The organism is Phytoactinopolyspora halotolerans, assembly GCF_010550675.1.
GTDB classification, from domain to species: domain Bacteria; phylum Actinomycetota; class Actinomycetes; order Jiangellales; family Jiangellaceae; genus Phytoactinopolyspora; species Phytoactinopolyspora halotolerans.
Map to the genome: position 1 here is coordinate 43,477 of NZ_JAAGOA010000028.1, position 22,876 is coordinate 66,352.

Annotated in this window: 21 protein-coding genes; 10 read left to right on the top strand and 11 right to left on the bottom strand. The window is 68.2% G+C overall.

Going from position 1 to position 22,876, the window contains the following annotated elements; genetic code table 11:
- The first annotated feature begins 517 nt into the window (after nt 1-517).
- Nucleotides 518-1,273 carry a DedA family protein gene (locus G1H10_RS28035; RefSeq protein WP_163744188.1) on the top strand — a complete coding sequence of 252 codons (756 nt, stop codon included), beginning with the start codon at nt 518-520 and terminating at the stop codon, nt 1,271-1,273.
- Nucleotides 1,274-1,351: 78 nt separating this feature from the next.
- Here G1H10_RS28035 and G1H10_RS28040 read toward each other — a convergent pair whose 3' ends face one another.
- Complete coding sequence (locus G1H10_RS28040; protein WP_163744294.1) at nt 1,352-2,755, bottom strand: metallopeptidase TldD-related protein; 1,404 nt, start codon at nt 2,753-2,755, stop codon at nt 1,352-1,354.
- Nucleotides 2,756-2,763: 8 nt separating this feature from the next.
- On the bottom strand, nt 2,764-4,251 hold the full coding sequence (locus G1H10_RS28045; protein ID WP_163744293.1) for a TldD/PmbA family protein: 1,488 nt from the start codon (nt 4,249-4,251) through the stop codon (nt 2,764-2,766).
- Nucleotides 4,252-4,472: 221 nt separating this feature from the next.
- Between G1H10_RS28045 and aroC the strand changes: the two genes are divergently transcribed.
- The 3 genes from aroC to aroB are packed head-to-tail and all read left to right on the top strand — an operon-like array spanning nt 4,473 to nt 7,247.
- Complete coding sequence (gene aroC, locus G1H10_RS28050; RefSeq protein ID WP_163744190.1) at nt 4,473-5,669, top strand: chorismate synthase; 1,197 nt, start codon at nt 4,473-4,475, stop codon at nt 5,667-5,669.
- Nucleotides 5,666-6,172 (top strand): shikimate kinase, encoded by a 507-nt coding sequence (locus G1H10_RS28055; RefSeq protein WP_163744193.1) that lies wholly within the window; start codon nt 5,666-5,668, stop codon nt 6,170-6,172. Before aroC ends, G1H10_RS28055 begins: the two co-directional genes overlap by 4 nt.
- Nucleotides 6,165-7,247 (top strand): 3-dehydroquinate synthase, encoded by a 1,083-nt coding sequence (gene aroB, locus G1H10_RS28060; RefSeq protein ID WP_163744195.1) that lies wholly within the window; start codon nt 6,165-6,167, stop codon nt 7,245-7,247. Before G1H10_RS28055 ends, aroB begins: the two co-directional genes overlap by 8 nt.
- A gap of 75 nt (nt 7,248-7,322) precedes the next feature.
- Here aroB and G1H10_RS28065 read toward each other — a convergent pair whose 3' ends face one another.
- Nucleotides 7,323-8,096, bottom strand: coding sequence for a GTP pyrophosphokinase (locus G1H10_RS28065; RefSeq protein ID WP_163744297.1), 774 nt, complete (start codon nt 8,094-8,096; stop codon nt 7,323-7,325).
- A 170-nt stretch (nt 8,097-8,266) separates the two neighbouring features.
- Between G1H10_RS28065 and aroQ the strand changes: the two genes are divergently transcribed.
- On the top strand, nt 8,267-8,704 hold the full coding sequence (gene aroQ / locus G1H10_RS28070; RefSeq protein ID WP_163744196.1) for a type II 3-dehydroquinate dehydratase: 438 nt from the start codon (nt 8,267-8,269) through the stop codon (nt 8,702-8,704).
- A 5-nt stretch (nt 8,705-8,709) separates the two neighbouring features.
- Here aroQ and G1H10_RS28075 read toward each other — a convergent pair whose 3' ends face one another.
- Genes G1H10_RS28075 through G1H10_RS28085 form a run of 3 tightly spaced genes read right to left on the bottom strand, consistent with a single transcriptional unit; the run spans nt 8,710 to nt 10,124 of the window.
- Nucleotides 8,710-9,303 carry a type II toxin-antitoxin system VapC family toxin gene (locus G1H10_RS28075; RefSeq protein WP_163744198.1) on the bottom strand — a complete coding sequence of 198 codons (594 nt, stop codon included), beginning with the start codon at nt 9,301-9,303 and terminating at the stop codon, nt 8,710-8,712.
- A 1-nt stretch (nt 9,304) separates the two neighbouring features.
- Entirely contained in the window at nt 9,305-9,607 is a 303-nt protein-coding gene (locus G1H10_RS28080; protein ID WP_163744200.1) for a toxin-antitoxin system HicB family antitoxin, read from the bottom strand.
- A gap of 55 nt (nt 9,608-9,662) precedes the next feature.
- The gene (locus tag G1H10_RS28085; RefSeq protein WP_163744202.1) at nt 9,663-10,124 is read right to left on the bottom strand and encodes a hypothetical protein; all 462 of its coding nucleotides are present in this window, start codon (nt 10,122-10,124) and stop codon (nt 9,663-9,665) included.
- Nucleotides 10,125-10,211: 87 nt separating this feature from the next.
- On the opposite strand from G1H10_RS28085, the gene G1H10_RS28090 reads away from it, so the two are divergent.
- The 3 genes from G1H10_RS28090 to nusB are packed head-to-tail and all read left to right on the top strand — an operon-like array spanning nt 10,212 to nt 12,342.
- Nucleotides 10,212-11,315, top strand: a complete 1,104-nt coding sequence (locus G1H10_RS28090) for a M24 family metallopeptidase (protein WP_163744204.1) — start codon at nt 10,212-10,214, stop codon at nt 11,313-11,315.
- 43 nt (nt 11,316-11,358) lie between these two features.
- Nucleotides 11,359-11,919, top strand: coding sequence for an elongation factor P (efp, locus tag G1H10_RS28095; RefSeq protein WP_163744205.1), 561 nt, complete (start codon nt 11,359-11,361; stop codon nt 11,917-11,919).
- Nucleotides 11,920-11,931: 12 nt separating this feature from the next.
- Nucleotides 11,932-12,342, top strand: a complete 411-nt coding sequence (gene nusB / locus G1H10_RS28100) for a transcription antitermination factor NusB (protein WP_163744207.1) — start codon at nt 11,932-11,934, stop codon at nt 12,340-12,342.
- A 117-nt stretch (nt 12,343-12,459) separates the two neighbouring features.
- Here nusB and G1H10_RS28105 read toward each other — a convergent pair whose 3' ends face one another.
- From G1H10_RS28105 to G1H10_RS28125, 5 genes are all read right to left on the bottom strand, one after another.
- Nucleotides 12,460-13,482 carry a M48 family metallopeptidase gene (locus tag G1H10_RS28105; RefSeq protein WP_163744209.1) on the bottom strand — a complete coding sequence of 341 codons (1,023 nt, stop codon included), beginning with the start codon at nt 13,480-13,482 and terminating at the stop codon, nt 12,460-12,462.
- Nucleotides 13,483-13,543: 61 nt separating this feature from the next.
- Nucleotides 13,544-16,684 carry a S8 family serine peptidase gene (locus G1H10_RS34205; protein ID WP_163744210.1) on the bottom strand — a complete coding sequence of 1,047 codons (3,141 nt, stop codon included), beginning with the start codon at nt 16,682-16,684 and terminating at the stop codon, nt 13,544-13,546.
- A 112-nt stretch (nt 16,685-16,796) separates the two neighbouring features.
- The gene (locus tag G1H10_RS28115; RefSeq protein ID WP_163744212.1) at nt 16,797-17,870 is read right to left on the bottom strand and encodes an ABC transporter ATP-binding protein; all 1,074 of its coding nucleotides are present in this window, start codon (nt 17,868-17,870) and stop codon (nt 16,797-16,799) included.
- Nucleotides 17,860-18,894 carry an ABC transporter ATP-binding protein gene (locus tag G1H10_RS28120; RefSeq protein WP_312856655.1) on the bottom strand — a complete coding sequence of 345 codons (1,035 nt, stop codon included), beginning with the start codon at nt 18,892-18,894 and terminating at the stop codon, nt 17,860-17,862. The genes G1H10_RS28115 and G1H10_RS28120 overlap by 11 nt, the downstream gene beginning before the upstream one ends.
- A gap of 82 nt (nt 18,895-18,976) precedes the next feature.
- Complete coding sequence (locus G1H10_RS28125) at nt 18,977-19,531, bottom strand: GbsR/MarR family transcriptional regulator (RefSeq protein ID WP_163744216.1); 555 nt, start codon at nt 19,529-19,531, stop codon at nt 18,977-18,979.
- Nucleotides 19,532-19,740: 209 nt separating this feature from the next.
- Between G1H10_RS28125 and G1H10_RS28130 the strand changes: the two genes are divergently transcribed.
- Nucleotides 19,741-21,438 (top strand): peptide ABC transporter substrate-binding protein, encoded by a 1,698-nt coding sequence (locus G1H10_RS28130; RefSeq protein ID WP_163744218.1) that lies wholly within the window; start codon nt 19,741-19,743, stop codon nt 21,436-21,438.
- Nucleotides 21,439-21,507: 69 nt separating this feature from the next.
- Nucleotides 21,508-22,869 (top strand): M14 family zinc carboxypeptidase, encoded by a 1,362-nt coding sequence (locus G1H10_RS28135; protein ID WP_246220057.1) that lies wholly within the window; start codon nt 21,508-21,510, stop codon nt 22,867-22,869.
- Nucleotides 22,870-22,876 lie beyond the last annotated feature (7 nt).

The following is a 22,876-nucleotide window of genomic DNA, read 5'->3' on the forward strand; positions in this document are numbered from 1 at the left end:
GGGGAGGGCCTCGTGGCGGTGGTGAGGGACCAGATCCCCTCCCCGCCCGCGGCGAGTCGTCGGGGGGCTCCTCCCACGCCGATGCCCGAGCCTACCCTGGAGGGGATCTGGTCCCTCCCCACCTTCTGTGGTCGCCGATGTGCCGGGCTTCACCTCGAGGTCTCGACGGTCGGGCTTTCGGCTGGATGTCATGGGGAGACCGCTCGTCATGTACCGGTTTTGGCCCCTATGCGGGCCAAAACCGGTACATGATCGTGTGCGCTCGCGGCCGCGGTACGTTGCCGAGGGGGCGTGGGTGCGCGCCTTGGTCCAGGGAATCGTGCCCGTCGGGCGACGAGACGGCACATCAGGGGGAACCCCTCCGGGTGAAGGATGGGGAAGGTCCACCTGTGGTCGTATGTCCTGGCCGCCCGTTGTGGGTAGCGTCGTGTAAGGATAGGGATGCACACGACGACGGGCCGCAGACGCCGGTACGTCTCGGGCGGTGCAGGACATCGGTTCCACAGGGATGAGGGTCATGCTCGAGGCACTGGGCGATTTCGGCGACACGGTCTTGGAACACGCCGAGAACGCGATGTCGTCGCCGTGGATCTACGTGCTCATCTTCGGGCTGGCGTTCCTGGACGCCTTCTTCCCGGTTGTGCCGAGCGAGACGCTGGTCATCACCGCCGGTGTCTTCGCCGCCAGCGGTGATCCGGCTCTGCTGGTGGTGATCGTCAGCGCTGCGGCGGGAGCGTTCGTCGGCGACCACACGTCGTACCTGATCGGGCGGACCGCAGGAGTCCGTGTGCGCCGGCGCTTCCTGGGCGGTAAACGGGCGGGTGCGGCGTTCACCTGGGCGTCCAATGCGTTGACCCAGCGCGGCGGGCTGATCCTGGTGGTCGCCCGGTACATCCCCGGTGGGCGGACCGCCGTGACACTGACCTGCGGGACCCTGAACTATCCGCTGCGGAAGTTCAGCTTCTTCGACATGTTCGCAGCGATCTCCTGGGGCATCTACTCGGGCCTGATCGGCTACTTCGGAGGCCGGGCGTTTGAGGACGACCCGCTGCGCGGGCTGCTCCTCGGGCTCGGCATCGCGCTCGGCATCACGGTGATCGTGGAGATCGTCCGGCACGTGATCAATCGGCGCCGAGGCCCGGTGTCACTGTTCGAGGAAGACAACGACGACGGCGGCAGCGGTGACGCGGGCGCCGAAGAGGTGGAGGTCGACGAGGCGGAGGTAGCGGAGGAAGCCGCTCGCCTCGCTGAAGACCCCACCGAGACCCGCTGACCGACGACAACGGCCGTCGCTCACGGACGGCGACGGCTGCCGCCGGGCAGCGACGGACCGCCCCGGGCGGCTTCTGCGCTATGAGGCCTGGCTGACGGAGGACATGTTGAAGTCGGGCACCCGTAGCGCCGGCATCGCGGTGCGCGGGAAGTAGTCGCCCCACTCCCGGCTGAACGTCGGCACCGTCGCACCGGCGTGGGAGAACCGATCCAGCAGAGCCACCGGGCTCTCGTTGAAGCGGAAGTTGTTCACCGCCCCGGTGACCTCGCCGTTCTCCACCAGGTACACGCCGTCGCGGGTGAGCCCGGTCAGTAGCAACGTCTGCGGGTCGACCGCGCGGATGTACCACAGGCAGGTCAGCAGCAACCCACGTTCCATGTCTCGGACCAGGTCGTCGGTGGAACCGGTGGCGCCGTCGACGGTGAGCCCGAGGTTGTCCACCGCCGGGGTGACCGGCAGACCGGTGAGCTGTGCCGAGTGCCGGGTCTGGAGCAGGGAGGAGAGTTGACCGTCCTCGATCCATGCGGTGCGTCGCAGCGGCAGACCGTTGTCGAAGACGCTCTGCTCCGCCGACGAGGCGCGCGCCAGGGCGGCGGGGGCGCACTCCAGCCCGGGGAAGCTCGGGTCGGACCAGAGCGTGACCGGTTGAGCGGAGAGTTTCTCACCCACCCGGGTGCCGGCGCCTGGACGTGCGTACACGCTCCGGCCGTCGTATGCGTCCCGGGCACCCATCGTCCAGTAGGCGTAGATCATCAGGTCCGCGACGGCCGTCGGCGGCAACAACGTGTCATACCGGCCGGCCGGCAGTTCGACGCTGCGGCGAGCCCAGGCCAGCCGCCGCTGCAGCTCGGCGTCGAGCCCGGCGATGTCGATGTCGGCCAACTCCCGGCAGGACTGGCCCACCCACGCGGAGGCGTTGCCGGCGTCGGCGCTGGGGTCGCCGGGACGGCTGGACTTGCCGGTGATCCCGATATGCCCGGTCGGCTGCTCGTGCCGCAGCCGTAGGCCCGTGGAACTGCCCAGGTAGGTGGTGCGCACCTCGTGTTCGACGTATCCGTAGAGGAAGTTCCGTCGCTCGGAGTTCGTGGCGAACGCCTCGCCCAGGGCCGGTGCCAGCGTGGCGAACGCGGCGGCGGAGGTGCGTCCGGGTTCCGCCGCCCAGTCAGCGGCCGCCTCGCCCGCGATGAGCGGCTGGGCGTCCTCGGCCGGTCCGTTGTCCCGTGCCGCCTGCTCCGCCGTGCGCACCAGCGGCTCCAGCGCGTCGTCGGTGACGGCGCTACGGGAGACGACGCCGGAGGCGGTGCCGGTGCTGCCGCCGACCAGGGCGACGACCGTGACCAGCCGCTCTTGCATCACGCCGTTGGTGGTCAGGGCGTTGTTGGCCCACCTCAGGTTGGCGGTGAAGGACTCGTCCACCAAGGCCAGCATGCCGTCGGTGCGGGAGAGCTCGAGGCAGCGCTCGACGATCTGCTGCGGCGTCATGACCCCGCTCACTGGCCACCCTCCTGAGCCGTGTTCAGCACGTTGATATCCCGGAACAGCGCGGACGGGCAGCCGTGTGACACCGGTGCGATCTGCCCGGGCTGCGCCTTGCCGCAGTTGAACGCGCCTCCGAGCACGTAGGTCTGCGGACCGCCGACGGCATCCAGGGACCCCCAGAAGTCCGTCGTCGTCGCCTGGTACGCGACATCGCGCAGTTGTCCGCTCAGCCGGCCGTTGCGGATCCGGTAGAACCGCTGGCCGGTGAACTGGAAGTTGTACCGCTGCATATCGATCGACCAGGACTTGTTCCCGACGATGTAGATGCCGTCGTCCACTCGGGAGATCAGGTCCTCGGTGGACGGTCCGGCGGCGGCCGGCTGCAAGGAGACGTTCGCCATCCGTTGCACCGGGACGTGGCCGGGCGAGTCGGCGAAGGCACAACCGTTGGACCGGCTGGTCCCGAGCGCGGACGCGTTGTCCTTCGCCATCGCCCGGTCGAGCTGGTATCCGACCAGCACGCCGTCGCGGACGATGTCCCAGCGCTGCGCCTGCACTCCTTCGTCGTCGTAGCCGATGGTGGCCAGCCCGTGCCGCGCGGTGCGATCCCCGGTGACATGCATCGCGGGGGAGCCGTAGCGCAGCGTGCCGAGCTTGTCCAGCGTGGCGAACGAGGTCCCGGCATAGTTGGCCTCGTAGCCGAGCGCGCGATCCAGTTCGGTGGCGTGGCCGACCGACTCGTGGATGGTCAGCCACAGGTTGGTGGGGTCGATGACCAGGTCGTACCGGCCGGCGTCGACCGTCGGCGCGGCGAGCTTCTCCGCCAGCAGCGGCCCGAGCTCGTCGAGTGCGGCGTCCCAGGCGACCACGCCGTCGGCGCCGGTGACGTACTCCCAGCCTCGGCCGGCGGGTGCGGCGAGCGTCTCCATCGTCTCGAATCTGCCGCTGCCGGCGTCGACGGCGAGTGCCTCGAAGGCCGGCTGCACCCGGACGCGCTGTTGAGTGGTGACGGTGCCCGCCGTGTTCGCGTAGAACTTGTTCTCCAGCACCTGGTCCAGGCGAGCCGTGATGTGATCGACGGCCGGCTGCTCGAGCACCTGCCGCGAGCGGGCGGCCAGCAGTTCGATCTTGTCCGTGTCCGGGATGCTGAACGGGTCGATGTCGTAGTCGGACACCCACATCACGTCGGCGTAGGTGGGCTCGTCGGCGATCTCCACCCGGGTGGGGCTGAGGTCCCGGGCCACCTTGGCCAGCTCGACGGCCTGCTCGGTGGCGCGGACCGCGTGTTCGGGGGTCAGGTCGACGGCGGCGGCGAAGCCCCAGGTGCCGTCGTGCAGGACCCGGACGCTGAAGCCGACGTCCTCGCCGTCGCGGCTGCCTTCCAGAGCGGCGTCGCGGAGGGCCAGCGTCTGCGAGCGGATGCGTTCGAACCTGAACTCCGCGTGGTCGACGCCGAGGTCACGAGCGCGTTGCAGTGCGGCGTCGGCGAGCATCCGCATCGGATAGGCGCGGAACGCCGGATCGATCTCATGAGCCACGCGCCCGAGCGTATCCCACCCACCACCCACCCCCACATGCCCCGCCCTAAATGATCATGTGAAGTGGGTTTTCCCCAGCACTACCATGTCTGCAGACCTGGTACGGCGCGAGAAAACCTACTTCACATGATCATTTAGGGGTAGCGGGGCAGGGGTGGGGGCGGCGTGGGAAGATGTTCACCATGCTCAGATGGCTCACGGCGGGGGAATCGCACGGCCCCGCGCTCGTCGCGACCCTGGAAGGGCTCCCGGCCGGCGTTCAGGTCACCACAGACGACGTGGCGGAGGCGTTGGCTCGCCGCCGGCTCGGCTACGGGCGTGGCGCGCGGATGTCCTTCGAGGCGGACAAGGTGACATTCCTCGGCGGCGTGCGGCATGGCCGGACCCTCGGCGGTCCGCTCGCCGTGCAGGTGGGGAACACGGAGTGGCCGAAGTGGGAGAAGGTGATGTCCGCCGACCCGGTCGACCCGGACGAGCTGGACGGGCTGGCCCGCAACGCGCCCCTGACCCGCCCGCGCCCCGGACACGCGGACCTGGCCGGCATGCAGAAGTACGGCTTCGATGAGGCTCGCCCGGTACTGGAGCGGGCCAGCGCCCGGGAGACGGCGGCGCGCGTCGCGCTCGGTTCGGTGGCGGCCGCGTTCCTGGAACAGGCGTACGGGGTCCGGCTGGTGAGCCACACCGTCGAACTGGGCACCATCGCGGTTCCCGCCGGCTCCCCGCTGCCGCATCCGGACGACGTGGCGAAGCTGGACGTTGACCCGCTGCGCTGCTTCCACGCGGAGACCAGCGACGCGATGGTGACCGAGGTGGACGAGACCCGAAAGGCCGGTGACACCCTGGGCGGCGTCGTTGAGGTCGTCACGTACGGGCTGCCGCCCGGGCTCGGCAGCTACGTGCACGGCGACCGCCGGCTGGACGCCCGGCTGGCCGGTGCGCTGATGGGCATTCAGGCGATCAAGGGTGTGGAGGTCGGCGACGGCTTCGAGCTGGCGCGCACGCGCGGGTCGGACGCACAGGATGAGATCGAGCCGGTGGAGGGCGGCGGCGTGCGACGCACGTCGGGGCGCTCCGGCGGCATCGAAGGCGGTATGTCCACCGGTGAGGTGATGCGGGTCCGGGCGGCGATGAAGCCGATCTCCACCGTTCCGCGCGCGCTGCGCACGATCGACACCGCGACGGGTGAGGAATCCCGCGCTCACCACCAGCGTTCCGACGTCTGCGCCGTGCCGGCAGCCGGTGTGGTGGCCGAGGCGATGGTCGCGCTGATACTCGCGCAGGCGGCGTTGGAGAAGTTCGGCGGCGACTCGGTGGCGGAGACGGCGCGGAACTGGCGTTCCTACCTGGACGCCATCCCGGAGAGGCTGGCGATCCGGTGAGTCCTCGGGTGGTCCTGGTCGGGGCGCCGGGCGCGGGCAAGTCCAGCGTCGGACGGCAGCTGGCCGACCGGCTCGGCGTGACGTTCCGCGACACCGACACGGACGTCGAGCGAACGGCCGGCAAACCCATCACGGACATCTTCGTCGAAGACGGCGAGCCTGCCTTCCGCTCACTCGAACGCGCCGCCATCACCGCGGCGCTGCGGGAGCACGACGGTGTGCTGGCACTCGGCGGGGGAGCGGTCACCAACCCGGAGACGAGGGCCGAGCTGGCCGGGCACCGGGTGGTATTCCTCGACGTCGGGCTGGCCGACGCCGCCGCGAGGGTGGGCTTGAACCGGGACCGGCCGCTCCTGCTGGAGAGCCCACGGGCGCAGCTGAAGAAGCTGATGGACGCGCGCCGGCCGTTGTACCAGGAGGTGGCGTCGGCGACGGTGGTGACCACGGGGCGCGGCATCGAGGAGGTCGTGCAGGACGTGGAGGACGCGATGGGTCATGTCTGAGCCGCGGCGCATCACCGTCGGCGGGGACGCCCCGTACGACGTCGTCGTCGGCACCGGCTTGCTGGGTGAGTTGCCGGCGGTGCTCGGCGACGACGTGCGGCGGGTGGCGATCATCCATCCGGGAGCGCTGCGCACGAGCGCGGACGCGGTCCGGGACGACCTGAGCGAGCAAGGATACGAGGCGCACGCCATCGAGGTCCCGGACGCCGAGGACGCCAAGACGGCCGAGGTCGCCTCGTACTGCTGGTCGGTACTGGGGCGGATCGGCATGACTCGCTCGGACGCCATCGTCGGGATCGGCGGCGGCGCCAGCACGGACCTGGCCGGCTTCGTCGCGGCGAGCTGGCTCCGCGGCGTGCGCTGGATCCCGATCCCGACGACGGTGCTCGGCATGGTCGACGCAGCCGTCGGCGGCAAGACCGGCATCAACACGGCCGAGGGGAAGAACCTGGTCGGCGCGTTCCATCCGCCCGCCGCGGTGCTCTGCGATCTCGCCGCGCTGCGCACCTTGCCGGCGAACGAGTACGTGGCCGGGCTGGCGGAGGTGGTGAAGGCCGGCTTCATCGCCGACCCGAGGATCCTGGAGATCATCGAGGCCGACCCTGAGGCCGCGGCGAAGCCGGACGGCCCGCACGTCCGCGAACTGGTCGAGCGGTCCGTGCGGGTGAAGGCCGAGGTGGTGGGCGCGGACCTGAAGGAGTCGGGGCTGCGCGAGATCCTCAACTACGGTCACACGCTCGGGCACGCGATCGAGAAGGTGGAACGGTATCGGTGGCGGCACGGCGCCGCCGTCTCGGTCGGCCTGGTCTTCGCCGCCGAATTGGGACGGCTGGCCGGCCGCCTCGACGACGAGACGGCCGAGCGGCATCGATCGGTGTTGGAGGCGCTGGGCCTGCCGACCTCGTACGGCGGCGGCGACGCCTGGCCGCGGCTGCTCGAGGCGATGCGGGTGGACAAGAAGAGCCGCGGCGACCGGTTACGGTTCGTCGTCCTGGACGGCCTGGCCAAGCCGGGGATCCTCGAGGGCCCCGATCCGCAACTGCTGGCCGCAGCATTCGCCGAGGTCGCCGGCTAGTCAGCCGCACAGGAGCAGTCAGTACACATCGGCATACCCGGGATGCGCACATGGCGCATCGCCGATGGCGGCGGGTCAGTCGCGGTAGTGCCGACGGGCTTGGCGTAGCCGGGCGACCACCTCTTCGGCCGGGACCACATGCTGCTCGTCCGGCGGCTCCGGCCCGTTTTGCTGGTCGACGCCGTCGGCGACGCGGATCTCGTTGTGCAATCGCTCCATCGTCTCGTCGAGATGAGCGGCCGTCTGCGCCGCGGTGGCGAGGTCGTCGAGCAGCTCCCGTGGCACGTCCTTGTCGTACTTGTAGTAGATCTTGTGCTCGAGGCTCGCCCAGAAGTCCATGGCGATCGTGCGCAGCTGAACCTCGACGACGACCTCCACCATGCCGTCGGAGAGATACACCGGGATCACGACGATCGCGTGCAGGCTGCGGTAGCCGTTGGGCTTGGGCTGAAGGATGTAGTCCTTGACCTGGAGTACCCGGACGTCCTGCTGCTTGGCGAGCATGTCGAATACGCGGTACGTGTCCGAGACGAAGCTGCAGGTCACCCGCACGCCGGCGATGTCGGTAATGGTCTCGCGGATCGCGTCGAACGACGGGTAGCACCCCTTGCGCTGGATCTTCTCCAGGATGCTCTCCGGAGACTTCAATCGCGAGGAGACATGTTCGATCGGGTTGTAGTCATGCAGGTGGCTGAACTCTTCCCGCAGGATCGAGATCTTGGTGGTGATCTCCTCCATGCCGAACTTGTACTGCATCATGAAGCGGGTGAAGTCCTCGCGCAGCTGACGCAGCTCCTTGACGGCGACCGGATCCGCGGACGCCGCCTGGCTCGCCGAGTGTGCGTTCATGCTGGCGAGCACCGAGGACAGCGATGTGGCGTGCTCGTGGCCCGCTTGGGATGCCGAAATCCTCACCCGTCCACTCTATGTGGCACGGTCCGGCCAGGCGTGCGAAACGGAGGCGTCCGAGATGGGGCGAACATCACGTCGGTCGGTGCCGCACTGTAGGGTCAGATGCGATGAAGAAGGTGCTGGTGCTGAACGGCCCGAACCTGGGCCGGCTCGGCTCGCGGGAGCCGGACGTGTACGGTGACACGTCCTACGACGACCTCGTCAAACGGTGCGAGCGTAACGGTCGGGAGCTCGGGTTCGACGTCGAGGTGCGGCAGACCGATGACGAGGCCGAACTCGTCGGCTGGCTACACTCCGCCGCTGACGCCGCTACGCCGGTGGTGCTGAACCCGGCGGCGTTCACGCACTACTCGTACGCGCTGCGCGACGCCTGTGCGCAGCTGACGGCACCGCTGATCGAGGTGCATATCTCGAACCCGGCCGCGCGTGAGTCGTTCCGTCACACCAGCGTCGTGGCCGGCGTCGCCACCGGGACCATCGCCGGTTTCGGCATGGTCTCCTATGACCTCGCGCTCCAGGCGCTGCACGACCTGCACCACCGGTGAGGAGCTCACGACGCGGGAGCCGGTGGGGCAGGAGGTACTGACGGCGCGGACGGGGCCGACGGCGTCGATAGGGTCGATGCGGCCGGCGGCATGGTCCGGACCGACGGGACGACCTCGTCCGCAGGTGCGCCCGAGTCGGTGAACCCGGCCACGGGTAGGAAGCCGAGGGCTTTCGCGGCAGCGCGTTGCGGCTCGCTCTGTGTGGCGAAACCGACCCGCTCACCCGGTTCGGCCAGCGGCCGCACCGCGATGTCGGCAACGGCGAGATGCAGGGCCTCCATGGCATGGACGCCGTAGACCCGCACGATGGTGAGCGCGGCGCTCTCCGTCGCCGTAGGGTCTGGGCGGGTCAGGCTGATCGGACCGTCGGGTGAGACCTCCTCATACAGTTTCTCGATCAGCACGTCGACGTCGGCGAGGCGTTTCGCCTTGCCTGCGCGGTGCAGCGTCGCCACGACCTCGACCAGCGTGAAGCTTGCCGTCAGCAGCAGCTGTCCGCCTTCCACCAGTGCCCGCGCCTGCTGATGTCCGGGCTCGTCGGCGAGGTAGGAACGGACCAGAACCGACGGATCGACATAGATCAGCGTGGTATCGATCATCTCAGCGCCCCTTGGTCCAGAGTTCGGTGACCACCGGTCCGATCCCCTCGGTCTCCTTCAGTGCGGCAGAGAAACGCTCCGGCGTGACGGGAGGGGCCGGCGACTCGACCAGGATCCCCATCTCGCGGGCGCGTTCCTTGAGGCGATATCGGCGGGTGGTGACGCCGTCGGCCGGGCCCTCGGCGGGCGCGGCCGAATGTAGCGCCTTGTTGGCGAGTGCATTCACCGAGATCCCTTCGCGCTTTGCCTTGGCGGTCAAGCGCGCATGCAGGTCGTCGGGGATGCGTAGGAGAAGCTGCCGCATGACGATCATGATAGCTGATAGCTGCTATCGCATGCTAGCTATTACTTGATATCAATCACAGCGCGTCGATGAACCGTTTCGCTTCCTTGACGCTCATCCCCGTGTGATCGCGGAGCAGCTGGATGGCGGCGGTCCGGGTGAACGGGTCCTGTTCAACCAAGGCGTTCAGCCTGCGTAACAGGTGATCGTCGATGACCGCACTCGACTGCCCGCCCGATTCGGTCTGAGTGGACGTCTCCGCCTGCGGGAAGACACGTCCGACCATGAGCTCCTGAACGACGAGCGTCGCCTCGTGGGTCTCCAGCTTGCTGTGTTTACGCAACAGCTTGATCGCCTGCTCGGTATGGCCCTGCCATGCCAGCGACCGCAGCTCCTCCTGGAACTCGGAGTTCAGGCGGACATCGGAGAGTACGGTGTTCTCGACCGGCTTGCCACGGCGCTCCGGGGCTCGCCTGATGATCACCACGCTCACGACAATCGCCAGGCTTACCACCAGAATCAAGCCGAGCTCGACCATGATCAAAATGGTAACCGATGCGGCCTTCTCTCGTGGAGTGAACGGCAGGGTCTCTCACCCGAGAAGACGGCGTCTAGAGTCGTCACCATGGCTGAACTCCACGCTGCCCGTCGGGCCCGGCTCGCGGCCCACCTCGCCGAGCGCGACATCCCCGCCGCATTGGTCACCCGGCTCGTCAACGTCCAGTACCTGACCGGTCTGAAGAGCAGCAATGCCGCCGTACTCATCACCGACGACGGGACGGCGACGCTGGCCACGGACGGTCGATACGCGACGGCGGCCGCCGCCGTGGCGCCGGACGTCGAGCTCGTCGTCATCCGCGGCGTCGCCACTGAGCTGGCCACCCGCGCCGGGCAGCGCGGCCTCGGGCGGCTGGCCGTCGAGCAGCACGACGTCACGCTGGAGCTGGCTGCGGCGATCCGCGCCGCGCTGGAGGACGCCGGTAGCACAACCGAACTGACCGAGATGGGCCGTGCGATCGAGGAGTTGCGAGCGGTCAAGGACGAATCCGAGATCGACAGCCTGCGGCGCGCGTGCGAGATCTCCTGCCAGGCGCTGCAGGAGTTGTTCGGCGCCGGCTCGTTGCTCGGGCGGTCGGAGCGGGTCATCGCCCGCGACCTGGAGTGGCGGATGTACGCGGCCGGGGCGGACGCCATCGCGTTCGAGACGATCGTCGCGTCCGGCCCGAACAGCGCCGTACCGCACCACCGCCCGACGGACCGCGTCGTCGAGCGCGGGGACTTCGTGAAGATCGACTTCGGCGCCGCGTTCGGTGGCTATCACGCGGACTGCACCCGTACGTGCGTCGTCGGGGGCGAACCGGCGGCCTGGCAACGTGAGATCTACGACATCGTCGCCGCGTCTCAGCGGGCCGGTCGGGAGGCGCTGACACCCGGCGGCGAGCGGATCGACGTGGACAAGGCGTCGCGTTCGGTGATCGAGGACGCGGGCTACGGTGAGCAGTTCGGCCACGGCACCGGTCACGGCGTCGGGCTGGAGGTACATGAGGCGCCGACGCTCGGGTACTCGGCAACGGGTACACTTGCCGAGCGCATGACAGTGACGGTTGAGCCCGGTATCTACCTGCCGGACCGCGGTGGGGTTCGGATCGAGGACACGCTCGTGGTCCGGGCCGACGGACCGGAGCTGCTCACACCATTGACCAAGGAGCTGCTCGTCCTCGACGCGTGAGCGCGACGGACGTGCACGATGACGACGAAGAGGCACTACTGACGTGGCGACCACCAACGACCTGAAGAACGGCCTGGTGCTCAACCTCGACGGCCAGCTGTGGACCGTCCTGGACTTCCAGCACGTGAAGCCAGGAAAGGGCGGTGCGTTCGTGCGCACCAAGCTGAAGAACGTGTTGTCGGGCAAGGTCGTGGACAAGACCTTCAACGCCGGCGTCAAGGTGGAGACCGCCAACGTCGACCGGCGTGAGATGACCTACCTGTACCGCGACGGAGATGCGTTCGTGTTCATGGACACCCAGTCCTACGAACAGGTCCACGTCCCCGCGGCGACCGTCGGCGACGGGCAGAACTTCCTGCTGGAGAACCAGGACGCCGTCGTCGGGTTGCACGACGAGAACCCGCTGTTCGTGGAGCTGCCCGCATCCGTGGTGCTGACCATCGAGTACACCGAGCCCGGCGTGCAGGGTGACCGCTCCACCGGTGGCACCAAGCCGGCCCGGCTGGAGACCGGCCACGAGATCAACGTTCCGCTGTTCATCACCACCGGTGAGAAGGTCAAGGTCGACACCCGCGACGGCTCGTACCTCGGCCGCGCGTCCTGATCGGCGACCTTCATGCCAGCCCGCACTCGCGCCCGGAAGCGGGCCCTGGACATCCTGTTCGAATCCGAACAGCAAGGTCTCGCGCTCGGCGCGACGCTGTCGCGGCGGATGGCCACGGCCGACCAGCCGCTGAACGAGTACACCGTCGCGCTGGTCGAGGGGGTCAACGCGCACCAGGAGCGGATCGACGAGCTGCTGTCCACCTACTCCGAGGGGTGGACCCTGGAACGGATGCCGGCCGTCGACCGCAACGTCCTGCGGATGGGCGCGTTCGAGATCCTGTACCGGGACGACGTGCCGGACCCGGTGGCGGTCAGCGAGGCGGTGGCCCTGGTGCGCGACCTGTCGACCGACGAGTCGCCGGGCTTCGTCAACGGCCTGCTCGCCCGGCTCATCACCGTCAAGCCCAGCCTCAGCGTCTAACCCAGCCCCTCGACCGGGCTAAATGATCATGTGAAGTAGGTTTCTTCGTGCCCCACCATGTCTGCAGACCTGTTACGGCACGAGAAAACCCACTTCACATGATCATTTAGGGCGGGGTCAGGTGTTGGGGCGGTTGCGGTTGAAGACGGTGTCGAAGATCTTGCCTCCGGCGTCCTGGGCGCCGCCGGCGACGTCGCGGAGAACCTTGATCAGCGGATCCGCGGAGCGGTTCCACGCCTCCTGATACGACTTCGCCGCGTTCTTCGCCTCCTGGCTGATCGATGCGTCGGCGTCCTCGGACCGGCGTGGGTAATCACCGGCCAGGATCCGGCTGTACTCACCGGAACTCGCCCAGTGGTCCAGTTCGGCGAACCGGACGACCGCGTGCGGGTGCGTCCGGCCCATCAGACTCAGCAGTTTGAGCAGCCCGTCCCGGGCGTCCTCAGCGGCGTCGTACTCGCGTGCCTGCTGCAGGAACGCCTCCGTGTCCATCTCCGCCAGCCGGGAGCCACCGGCGAGCTTCATCAGCGTCCGCTTCGCGGCGTCCGGATCCTGCAGCGTCAACAGACCGGCCCGGTCACAGGACAGCTCCGACTTCCGATGCCATTCCTCGAGCGCCAGCACGATCGCGCGCAGGCCGAAGTACCCCATGGGCAGCCATGCCACCCGCAGCGCCAGATTGGTCAGCGCCAGCAGCAACGTGCGGTACACGGCGTGACCGGAGAGGATGTGCCCGACCTCGTGTCCGACGACGAACCGGCGCTCCTCCGCGTCGAGCAGGTCGAACAGCCCGGTGCTGACGACGATGAACGGCTTGTCCTTGCCGATGGCCATCGCGCGCGGCACCGGATCGAGGACCACGTAGAGGTCGGGCACCGGTTTCAGATCCAGGATGTGCGCCGCGTCGACGACGTCTTGGTGCACGTCGGCGAACTGGGTCTCACCGACGCGGACGGCGCCGGACAAGTAGTGCAGCCGGAGCGAGCGCTCGCTGAACAGGCCCGCCATCTTGCGGAGCACAGTATCGAAGCCGCGCAGCGAACGCAGCGCGACGAGCGCACCACGGTCGGCCGGATGCTCGTAGGCACGGGAGCTGATGTCAGGGAATCGGATGCGGGTCCGGTCGGGCGTCGTAGACATGAAGCCATCGTATGCACAATGCGACCCGTTGGGAGCCCCGGCGGCGCGGGCTCGTAAGACCTCAGCCGATGCTCACGACGGTGCCGGGCCCGGTCCCGTCGTAGTCGACCACGCCGAGGTAGGGGACGCCCCGGCCGAGACCGTCGTACTCAACGGTGACCTGGGTGGACGATCCCGGCTCGCCGACGATGCGCTCCGGTGCGACGGTGGCGTTGCCGGCAGGCCCGCCACCCACTGCGAAGTTACGCAGGCTGAAGTCGACCGGCTCACCGTCGGCGGTGGAGTAGACGTGCACCAGAGCCCAATACGTGCCCGGCTCGGGGTCGGGGAGGTCGACCCGCTCGCTCGACGCGGCCGTCGCCGCCTCCACCGGGAGTTGCCGGCCGTCCGGCCCGAACAGATACATGTCGAAGTCTGCGGTGGCCGCACCGGCGACGAGGTCGAACCGGGCGAGTGTAGCGCCGTCGCCGACGTCGAGACTCACCAGATGCGAGGAGGCGTTCCCGCCCGTCTTGGGTGGCTCCCCGGGCGTCAGCGAGCCGTCGGTGACCTCACCGGGAGCCAGGCCGCGCAGCGTGACCCCGGTATCGGCGTCCTGCCCGCTGACCACGTCGAATTCGATCTGGCCGGATGGTCCGTCACCGCTCACCTCGTCCGGCGCGTCCAGGCCGACCGGATTGACGACGACGGGGCTGCGCGCGGCGGTGCCGGCACCGCGCCAGGTCAGCGTGCCGTGCGCATACTGCTCCAGGTCGGCGTCGTCGCGGGTGAGCACCACCCGGAACCGCTTGGTCTGACCCGGCTGTGTGAACAACAGCACCGACGGGCTGACGTGGGCGGCGAAGCCGGGGACGTCGACGTCGGCGACGTACAGCCCGGGACGGGTCGCGGTCACCTCCCGGACGACCTGTTGTTTACCGGCCAGCGCGCCGATCGAGATCGACGGGTAGTTCAGGTTGGACGGATCGATCGGTTCCACGCCGGGGATGTCCAGCTCGGCGCCGGTTCCGGCCAGGAACGACAGCCAGTCGTCCGCGGTGGCGTCGTAGACGAGGCCGGGGGAGAGCGCGGCACCCGGGTCGACGTACCCGGCGCCGGAGCCGAATCGGTCGCGATCCGGCGAGCCTTCCGCGTCGACCAGGTCGGACGTGGACGTCATGAGTGCCGACTTGATCGCTGCCGGCGACCAGTCCGGGTGCTCCGCGCGTAGCAGGGCGGCGATCCCGGCGACGTGCGGAGACGCCATCGAGGTGCCGGAGAGGAAGCCGTACTGCGCGTCGCCGTCCTGCCCGGTGTAGCCGGGCGTGACGGCCGAGAGGACGTTGACACCGGGCGCCGTGAGGTCCGGTTTGAGCAGGTCGCCGTCGTTGGCCAGCGCCGGTCCGCGGGATGAGAAGCCGGCCAGGACCGGTGACGGTGCAGGCGGAAGGTCGGTCTGGTCGCCGGGAAGCAGGGCCGCTGTCGCACCGTCGGGGGCGCTCTCGGCGATGTACTCGCGCGCATGGTCGGCGTCCGCCGCGCTCAGCTGTACGGTCGGGACGGCGTGGCTGTCCGGGTCGAGGGTCTCGTCCGGATCCGTGTTGCCGAGGATCATGCCCACGCCACCGGCACGGGCGACCTCGTCGGACTTGTCGGTGCGCGGAATCTCACCGCGGTCACACAGGACCAGCGCTCCGTCGGCACGTTCCTCATCCAGGCTGTCCGGCATGCAAAGCGTCGCCTCGTCCGCGGTTGCGCCGCTCGCGGCGATGTCGCCGGCCCTCACCAGCGGCGTCTGCTCGTCGAGCCCACCCGGGTGGAGCATCGCGCCGCGGAATCGACGCCCGTCGCCGAGCTCCACCGTTCCCGGGTAGCCGGCGTGTGTGCCCGCGGCCACCGTGGCGACCCAGGGGTTATTGTGCGCGACGGTGGAGGCGCCCGGCCCGTGGTTGCCCGCCGATACGGCGACGAAGATGTCCGCCGAGGCCGCGGAGAGAAGCGCGAGTGATATCACGTCGGCGGCGGTGTCGCGGAAGCCGGCGATGGACAGGTTCAGGATGTCGACGTTGTCGACGACGGCCTGGTCGACGGCGGCGACGACGTCGGAGAGGAAGCAGCCGCCCGCCTCGGGGTCCTGCGCTGTCCAGCACGCCTTGTATGCCGCGATCTTCGCCGCCGGTGCCATGCCTGAACCCGCACCGAGGTCCTGACCGTCGATGGACATCGGCACACCCGTGTTGCCGGCGGCGATTCCGGTGACATGACTGCCGTGTCCCTGGCCGTCCCGCGGCGAAGCGAACTCGTCGTCATCACGTTCCCCGGGCGGAACACTGCCGAGGAAGCCGTCCGCGAAGTAGCGAGCGGAGATCACCTTGTCCGTGCAGTCGTCGGCATCCCAGCGCTCGCCGGTCTGGCACTCACCGGTGAACAGCTCGCCGTTCGCCTTCACCATGGCCGTTTCCGTCTCCGACGTCCGGTACGGCCGGCCGACGTCCTCAGACGGCGCCGACGGCAGCGCCGAACCGGCGAACGACGGATTCTCCGGCCACAGCCCGGAGTCGACGATACCGACGACGACGCCCATACCTGCGCTGTCGACGCCGCCGAGTTCCTCCCACACACCGTCGTCGCCGGGTAGACCGAGGTGATCCGGAGACTGCACCGTGTCCAGCGGCTGCGCGGTGTCCGGCACCACCGCGAGCACCCGTGGATCCTGCTGCAACTCTGCCGCCTGCGTTGCGTCCAGGTCTGCGGCGAATGCGTTGACGGCCGCGCTGTACTGCTGCGCCGGATCGGCACCGACACGGGCGGCGACCTCGGCCTGCTGCCCGTGGAGATGATCGCGGTAGCGGCGGGCCGCGCTGGTGCCGGCGTCGAACCCCTGCCCGTCGGCGGCGGTGGCCGGGAGGTCGTCGGCGCCGCCGGTGTACGTGGCCGCGGGCGCGTCGGCGAGCACGACGAGGTATCGGCCGTCGTCGTGAAACGACGTCGGAGGAGTGAGCAGACCGTCGCCGAGCGTAGTACCGAGGAGATCCGGAAGGCCGCCGGACTCGGCCGTGCCGCGGGCTGCGGGATCGGCGAGGTCAGGATGGCCGGCGTCGTCATCAGGGGCCGCGAGCGCGTACCCGGCGCCGGCCAGGGCGGTGGCGACGGCAAGCCCGGCGGCGGCCGTCGTCGTGGCGATCCTGGACATGTGCCGCCGCATGCGGGCTGTGCTCGACACGTGCCGTCCTCCTGGGTGCGTCACCGGTCAGCGGTCCATGGGTACGCTGACTCGCCGGCCAGCCGTCGTGGAGAACACTATCGAAGATCTCCGACAGCCACGGCTGCTCGCCTCAATCGCGCCGGACGACGATGTCCTCCCGGGCGGCGGCGTAGTGGCAGGCCGCCTCGTGGTCAGTGCGGTCGCGGACGACCAGGGCCGGCTCCTCGTCGGCGCACGTCTGGGTCGCCATCCAGCAACGGGTGCGGAATCGGCACCCGCTGGGCGGGCTGGCCGGGCTGGGCGGGTCACCCGAGAGGACGATCTGCTCACGCTGTCCGCGGACCGATGGATCCGGCACCGGTGCAGCGGAGAGCAACGCCTGAGTGTACGGATGACTGGGGTGCTCGTAGATCTGTTCGTCGGTCCCGACCTCGACCACCTTCCCGAGATACATCACCGCCACCCGGTCGGAGATGTGCCGCACGACGGAGAGGTCATGGGCGATGAAGATGTACGAGAGCCCGAGCTCCCGCTGCAGGCCGGCCAGGAGGTTCATCACCTGTGCCTGAACCGAGACGTCGAGCGCGGAGACCGGTTCGTCGCAGATGATGACGTCGGGACGTAACGCCAGACCGCGCGCGATACCGATACGCTGCCGCTGCCCGCCGGAGAACTGGTGCGGGTAGCGGTTGATGTGCTCGGGGTTCAGCCCCACGAGCTCAAGCAACTCCTGTACCCGTCGTCGTCGCCCGCTCTTCGGCTCGACCTCCGGGTGCAGATCGAACGGCTCGCCGACGATGTCGCCGACGGTCATCCGCGGATCCAGCGAGGAGTACGGGTCTTGGAAGACCATCTGCACGTTGCGTCGCAGCGCGCGCAGTTCCTTGCCGGTGAGCTCGTAGATGTTCCGGCCGTTCAACCGGACCTCACCGCGGGTCGGCTCTTCCAGCCGCATCAGCAGTTTGGCCAGCGTCGACTTGCCGCAGCCGGACTCGCCGACGACGCCGAGCGTCTCGCCTTTGCGCAGTTCGAACGAGACCCCATCGACCGCCCGCACGGTGCCGGCGTGCCGGCGCAGCAGACGACCACCCGACAGCGGGAAGTGCTTGGCCAGGTCGCGGACTTCGAGCAACGTTTGCCCGGAACCAGAGCCCGCAGACCGGCCCGAGCCGGCACCTTGCTCGGCGGTGGGTTCAGCGGACACCGCTCAGTACCTCCTCGGTGAAGTGGCACGCGCTGGAGCGTCCCCCGGCTACGGTGCGCAGCGGTGGGCGGTCCGTGGTGCACAGGGCTTCGGCGGCGGAGCAGCGCGGATGGAAGGCGCATCCGGACGGGATCCGGGTCAGCGTTGGGGGCAAACCTTGAATGGCCGCGAGTGCGTGGCCCTTGAGGTCAACTCGGGGAATCGATTCGAGTAGACCCTTGGTGTACGGATGCGCAGGCGAAGCGTAGATGTCATGCACGGGCGCCTGCTCGAGGATCCGGCCCGCGTACATCACGGCGATCCGATCAGCGACGTCGGCCACCACCCCGAGATCGTGCGTGATAAGGATGAGGCCCATTCCGCTGTCTCGCTGCAATTCCCGCAGCAGGTTCATGATCTGTGCCTGCACTGTCACGTCCAGTGCGGTGGTCGGTTCGTCGGCGATGAGCACGGCGGGGTCCAATGCGATCGCCATGGCGATCATGATGCGTTGCCGCATGCCGCCGGAGAACTGGTGTGGATAGTCGCGGACTCGTTCGCGTGCGGCCGGGATGTGCACCCGGTCCATCAACTCGATGGAGCGCTTGCGCGCGTCGGACCTGGACATCCCCCGGTGAACGCGGAACATTTCGGCGATCTGCCAGCCAACCGGAAAGACGGGATTGAGCGCGGACAGCGCATCCTGGAAGATCATGGCAATCTGGCTGCCGCGGACCTGCTTTCGTTCCTTCTCGGGCAGCGGGAGCAGGTCGCGGCCGCGGAAACGGACGGCACCGCCGGTGATGTAGCCCGGTGGGCTGTCGACGATGCCCATGATCGCTTGCGCGGTGACGCTCTTGCCTGAGCCGGATTCGCCGAGCACAGCGAGGGTCTCACCGTCGTCCACGCGGTAGGACACGCCGTTGACCGCTCGCGCGATGCCTTCCCGGGTACGAAACTCCACGTGCAGGTCGTCTACCTCGAGCAGAGGTGCCGCGTCCGGGACAGGGTCGTCGGCGATCGCCGATGTCTCAGTCGTGCTCACGACGGATTCTCCTCCTTGATCCCGGGGACTGTAACCCGGTGGGCGGGCAGACGCCGACTGCTGCATCGCGTCGGCACTTCGGTCACGCGTCGCGCGCTGCGTCACGTTCCCGTTTACGTTCCTCCCATGCCTGGAGCATCTGGCCGTGGTGGTATTCGTAAAGCCAAATGCAGTAGTCGCGCATGTTCTCCAGCCGCCTTCTGGGTCCGGACTCGTTCTCCCCGAGGGCGCCCAGGATCTTCTCGATTCCCCTGGCGCGCAGCAGAAGGTATTGGTGCTCGGTAGCCAGGAATGTGCCGAAGACATCGTCTTCGACCCGGAAATAGTGGCTGCGATCGCCGGGCACCGTCACCCGCTTGATGAACCCGGCCTGGGCGAGATTCCGGGTGGCGGTGGAAATCGAACCCGCGCTAGCGCGCAACGCGCCGATCAGGTCTGCACTTGAGGTGTGCGGCGCGTTGCTCATCACGAGATACCCGAGGACGCGGCCTTCCATCCGTGGCCAGCCCCGCTCGTGGAAGAGCATGCCGATCTCCTCGGCGTACTGCGCGCGCCGCTCCTCATCCAGCCGGTCCTCGCTGGTGGCGGAGAGGCCGCCGGGGGATTCGTCGGCGTGGTCGTGGTGCGATGCCGCCATCGGTCTCCCTCCAGGTGTGTAGGGATCATCCTCGAACATTCACCGGCTCTGAGGCCAGCCTGGCGCGTTACAAAGAAGTTTCAATTCCTACTGAAACTTCCGATGTTTAGATTACTACAGTATGTTCGGACGCCATCAGATCGGCACAGCCGCCCGGGCAGGTCAACGTCGTGTGCCTGGGAGGCTCCTGTCTCGACTAAGGAGCAGCCATGAGCGCAAGCCGCTTCGGCTTCAGACGCCGCCGCGGGAACCGCGGCGCGTCCAGTCCACGCCTCACCAGCCGGCCGGGCAGCCGTGTGCTACTGGCGGGTGTCGTCGGCGCATTGCTGATCGTGAGCGGATGCGGCTCGGACGACGGCGGTGACAGCGGTGAATCGGGGTCCGAGGGTGACGGTGCGGCGGAGAACACCGGCGGGACCTTCTCGGTGGGCACCGATGAGCCGGATCACCTGACACCGCACCGTATGACGGGTGCGTTCAACGAGGTCGACGCGCTGTTCTCCGGGCTGGTCGAGTTCGGCGACGGTACCGAACCGAAGAACCTGCATGCCGAATCGATTGAGTCTGACGACAACATCGTCTGGACCATTACCCTCAAGGACGGCTGGACCTGGCACAACGGCGAGCCCGTGGTGGCAGAAGACTACGTGGACGCTTGGAACGCGACCGCGTACGGCCCGAACGGTTGGGCGAACAATGCCCAGCTGTCCAACATCGAGGGATACGACGAACTCAACCCGCAGGACGGGGAGCCGGAGCAGGATACGCTCTCCGGTCTCGAGGTCATCGATGACCGGCAGTTCCAGGTGACCCTCAAGTCTGCCGACAGCCAGTTCCCGTACAAACTGAAACTCCCCGGGTTCTACGCGTTGCCCGCGGTGGCGTTCGAGGACCCTGATGCCTTCGACGAGGCCCCGATCGGGAATGGTCCGTTCCGCATGGACGGCACATGGGAGCATGACGTCCAGATCAGCATGGTCCGTTACGAGGACTATCGGGGCCCGCAGCCCAACGCCGACGGTGTCATCTTCAAGATCTACAGCGATCAGGAGACCGCATACACCGATGCGGTTGCCGGACAAGTGGATATCGTCTCCGTGCCGCAGACCCGGTTCCAGCAGGTCGAACAGGACTTCGGTGATCGATTCATCTCGTTCCAGGCGGTGCGGCTGGACTGGGTGGGCTTCCCGCTATGGGATGAGCGGTTCCAGGATAAGCGGCTCAGGCAGGCGATCTCGATGGCCATTGACCGGGACGAGATCAACGAGGCGATCTTCGCCGGAATCTACGAACCCGCGACGTCACTACACGGAGCGAACGTCGGCGGCGGCGGTACCGAAGGCCTCTGTGGCGAGTACTGCGAGTTCAACCCGGAACGTGCCAACGAACTGCTGGCGGAGTCCGGTTGGACCGACTCCACGCTGGAACTGTGGTACCCGGGCGGAGTCGGTTACGACCAGACGTTCGAGGCGATCGCCAACCAGGTGCGGCAGAACCTGGACGCCATCGACGAGGTGCAGCTGCAGACGCAGCCTGGCTTCCCGGCGTTCATCGAGGCACTCGAGGAGCACAGCGCCACCGGGATGTTCCGGGGCGGCTGGGGGTCGCTCTATCCCACCATGCAGAACCAGCTCACTGAGGTCTGGAGCTCCATGGGATCCGGCCGTGCCGGTGCCGGTTCGTACGAGAATCCCGACGTCGACGCATTGATCCAGCAAGCCGATGCGGCTTCGACGCTGGACGAGGCCAACGAGCTGTACAAGCAGGCCGAGGCGCTGATTATGGACGACTTCCCGGGCGTGCCGCTGTTCTACGCCACGTACAACTTCGCGCACAGCGAGAACGTGTCCAACGTGATCGTCGGCTTCGACGAGATCGAGCTGACCGACGTCGTCGTCAACAGCTAGGAAGCCAAGCCAGCAGAACACCACGACGGCGATCATCGCCGACGACCCGAGGAGCAGCAGATCGTGACCATGACTCCGGCCCGCGCCGGCCAGGAAGCACTCCAGCGGATCCCTGAGTTCGCCACCATCCCCAGTGTCGACGAGCTCAACCGCGACTTCACCGAGATCGCCGAGAGGGCCGGTGCGCCCCTCCGGCGGATCGGTACTTCGCGCCTGGGGGAGCCGCTGTGGGCGTTGACCGTCGGCGACGGGCCGGCCCAAGCGGTCGTTTTCGGCGGGGTCCATCCGAATGAGCCGATCGGGGCGCTGACGGCCACCCATCTGGCCCGGACCCTCGTCGACGACGACGACCTGCGCGAGCGTCTCGGCTACACCTGGCACATCGTGCCGTGCATCGACCCGGACGGGGCGCGGCTCAACGAGGCCTGGTTCGCCGGGCCGTACACGCGCGGGCACTACGCCCGGCACTTCTACCGGCCGGCGCCGGACGAGCAGGTCGAATGGACATTCCCGTTCTCCTACAAACGGGCGTACTTCGACCGGATGATGCCGGAGACAGTGGCGCTCATGCGGCTGATCGACGACACCAAGCCTGCGTTCATGTGCTCGCTGCACAACGGTGAGCACGGCGGGATCTATTACTACGTCTCCCGCGAGACTCCCGGGCTCTACGAGCATCTGCACGCCATCCCGGAGGAACTGGGACTGCCACTGGATACCGGCGAACCCGAGGTCCCGTACGTGCCGCGTCTGGCCGACGCGATCTTCCGTGCTGCAGGGAGTGAAGAAGCTTACGACTTCACCGAGGCCGCCGGGCTGGACCCCGCAGACCGGGATGCGGGCACGTCGAGCTGGGCGTACGCGGAGAAGTACGGAACGCTGTCACTGGTGACCGAGGTGCCGTACTGGTCACATCCGGACGCCAATGACGGGGAGCCTACGGAGGAGACATATGCCGAGGTCCTGAAGGTGCGCGCGGAAGGGCTCGACGAACTTGCGACGATGCTGGGTGACACGCTGCGCGCGGCGGAGCCCGATCTGTCCGTCCAGTCGCCGTTCCTCCGCGCGTCCCGCGCCTTCATCCCTGCGTTCGTCAAGGTGGCTCAGCAGGAGCACTATCGATCCGAACAGGCCGAGGCGGCGCGCCAGGCGACGAAGGCCGAACGGTTCGGATGCCTGGATCTGGTGCACATGTTCCGGCTGCGGTACGGCGGAATGTTGTTACGCGCGTTCGACGGTGAGCTGGCGATCGGCAACGGCACGCCGACGATCCGGGAGCAGCACGCAGCCCTCTCCGCCGTCTACGATTCCTGGGTGGCCGAAGCCGAGGCGGGGACTTCCTCCGAGCCGATCCCGCTCGGAAAGCTGGCCGCCGTCCAGTATGCGGCCATCCTGGCCACGTGCGTCTACGCCATTGCGCCGCAGTCCTGATCGGTCG

What these genes read in the sequence shown, in the direction of transcription:
- G1H10_RS28035 (WP_163744188.1), top strand. Translation starts at nt 518, where the DNA reads ATGCTCGAGGCACTGGGCGATTTCGGCGACACGGTCTTGGAACACGCC.
- G1H10_RS28040 (WP_163744294.1), bottom strand. Translation starts at nt 2,755, where the DNA reads ATGACGCCGCAGCAGATCGTCGAGCGCTGCCTCGAGCTCTCCCGCACC.
- G1H10_RS28045 (WP_163744293.1), bottom strand. Translation starts at nt 4,251, where the DNA reads ATGCGGATGCTCGCCGACGCCGCACTGCAACGCGCTCGTGACCTCGGC.
- aroC (WP_163744190.1), top strand. Translation starts at nt 4,473, where the DNA reads ATGCTCAGATGGCTCACGGCGGGGGAATCGCACGGCCCCGCGCTCGTC.
- aroB (WP_163744195.1), top strand. Translation starts at nt 6,165, where the DNA reads ATGTCTGAGCCGCGGCGCATCACCGTCGGCGGGGACGCCCCGTACGAC.
- G1H10_RS28065 (WP_163744297.1), bottom strand. Translation starts at nt 8,096, where the DNA reads ATGAACGCACACTCGGCGAGCCAGGCGGCGTCCGCGGATCCGGTCGCC.
- aroQ (WP_163744196.1), top strand. Translation starts at nt 8,267, where the DNA reads ATGAAGAAGGTGCTGGTGCTGAACGGCCCGAACCTGGGCCGGCTCGGC.
- G1H10_RS28075 (WP_163744198.1), bottom strand. Translation starts at nt 9,303, where the DNA reads ATGATCGATACCACGCTGATCTATGTCGATCCGTCGGTTCTGGTCCGT.
- G1H10_RS28080 (WP_163744200.1), bottom strand. Translation starts at nt 9,607, where the DNA reads ATGCGGCAGCTTCTCCTACGCATCCCCGACGACCTGCATGCGCGCTTG.
- G1H10_RS28085 (WP_163744202.1), bottom strand. Translation starts at nt 10,124, where the DNA reads ATGGTCGAGCTCGGCTTGATTCTGGTGGTAAGCCTGGCGATTGTCGTG.
- G1H10_RS28090 (WP_163744204.1), top strand. Translation starts at nt 10,212, where the DNA reads ATGGCTGAACTCCACGCTGCCCGTCGGGCCCGGCTCGCGGCCCACCTC.
- nusB (WP_163744207.1), top strand. Translation starts at nt 11,932, where the DNA reads ATGCCAGCCCGCACTCGCGCCCGGAAGCGGGCCCTGGACATCCTGTTC.
- G1H10_RS28105 (WP_163744209.1), bottom strand. Translation starts at nt 13,482, where the DNA reads ATGTCTACGACGCCCGACCGGACCCGCATCCGATTCCCTGACATCAGC.
- G1H10_RS28125 (WP_163744216.1), bottom strand. Translation starts at nt 19,531, where the DNA reads ATGGCGGCATCGCACCACGACCACGCCGACGAATCCCCCGGCGGCCTC.
- G1H10_RS28130 (WP_163744218.1), top strand. Translation starts at nt 19,741, where the DNA reads ATGAGCGCAAGCCGCTTCGGCTTCAGACGCCGCCGCGGGAACCGCGGC.
- G1H10_RS28135 (WP_246220057.1), top strand. Translation starts at nt 21,508, where the DNA reads ATGACTCCGGCCCGCGCCGGCCAGGAAGCACTCCAGCGGATCCCTGAG.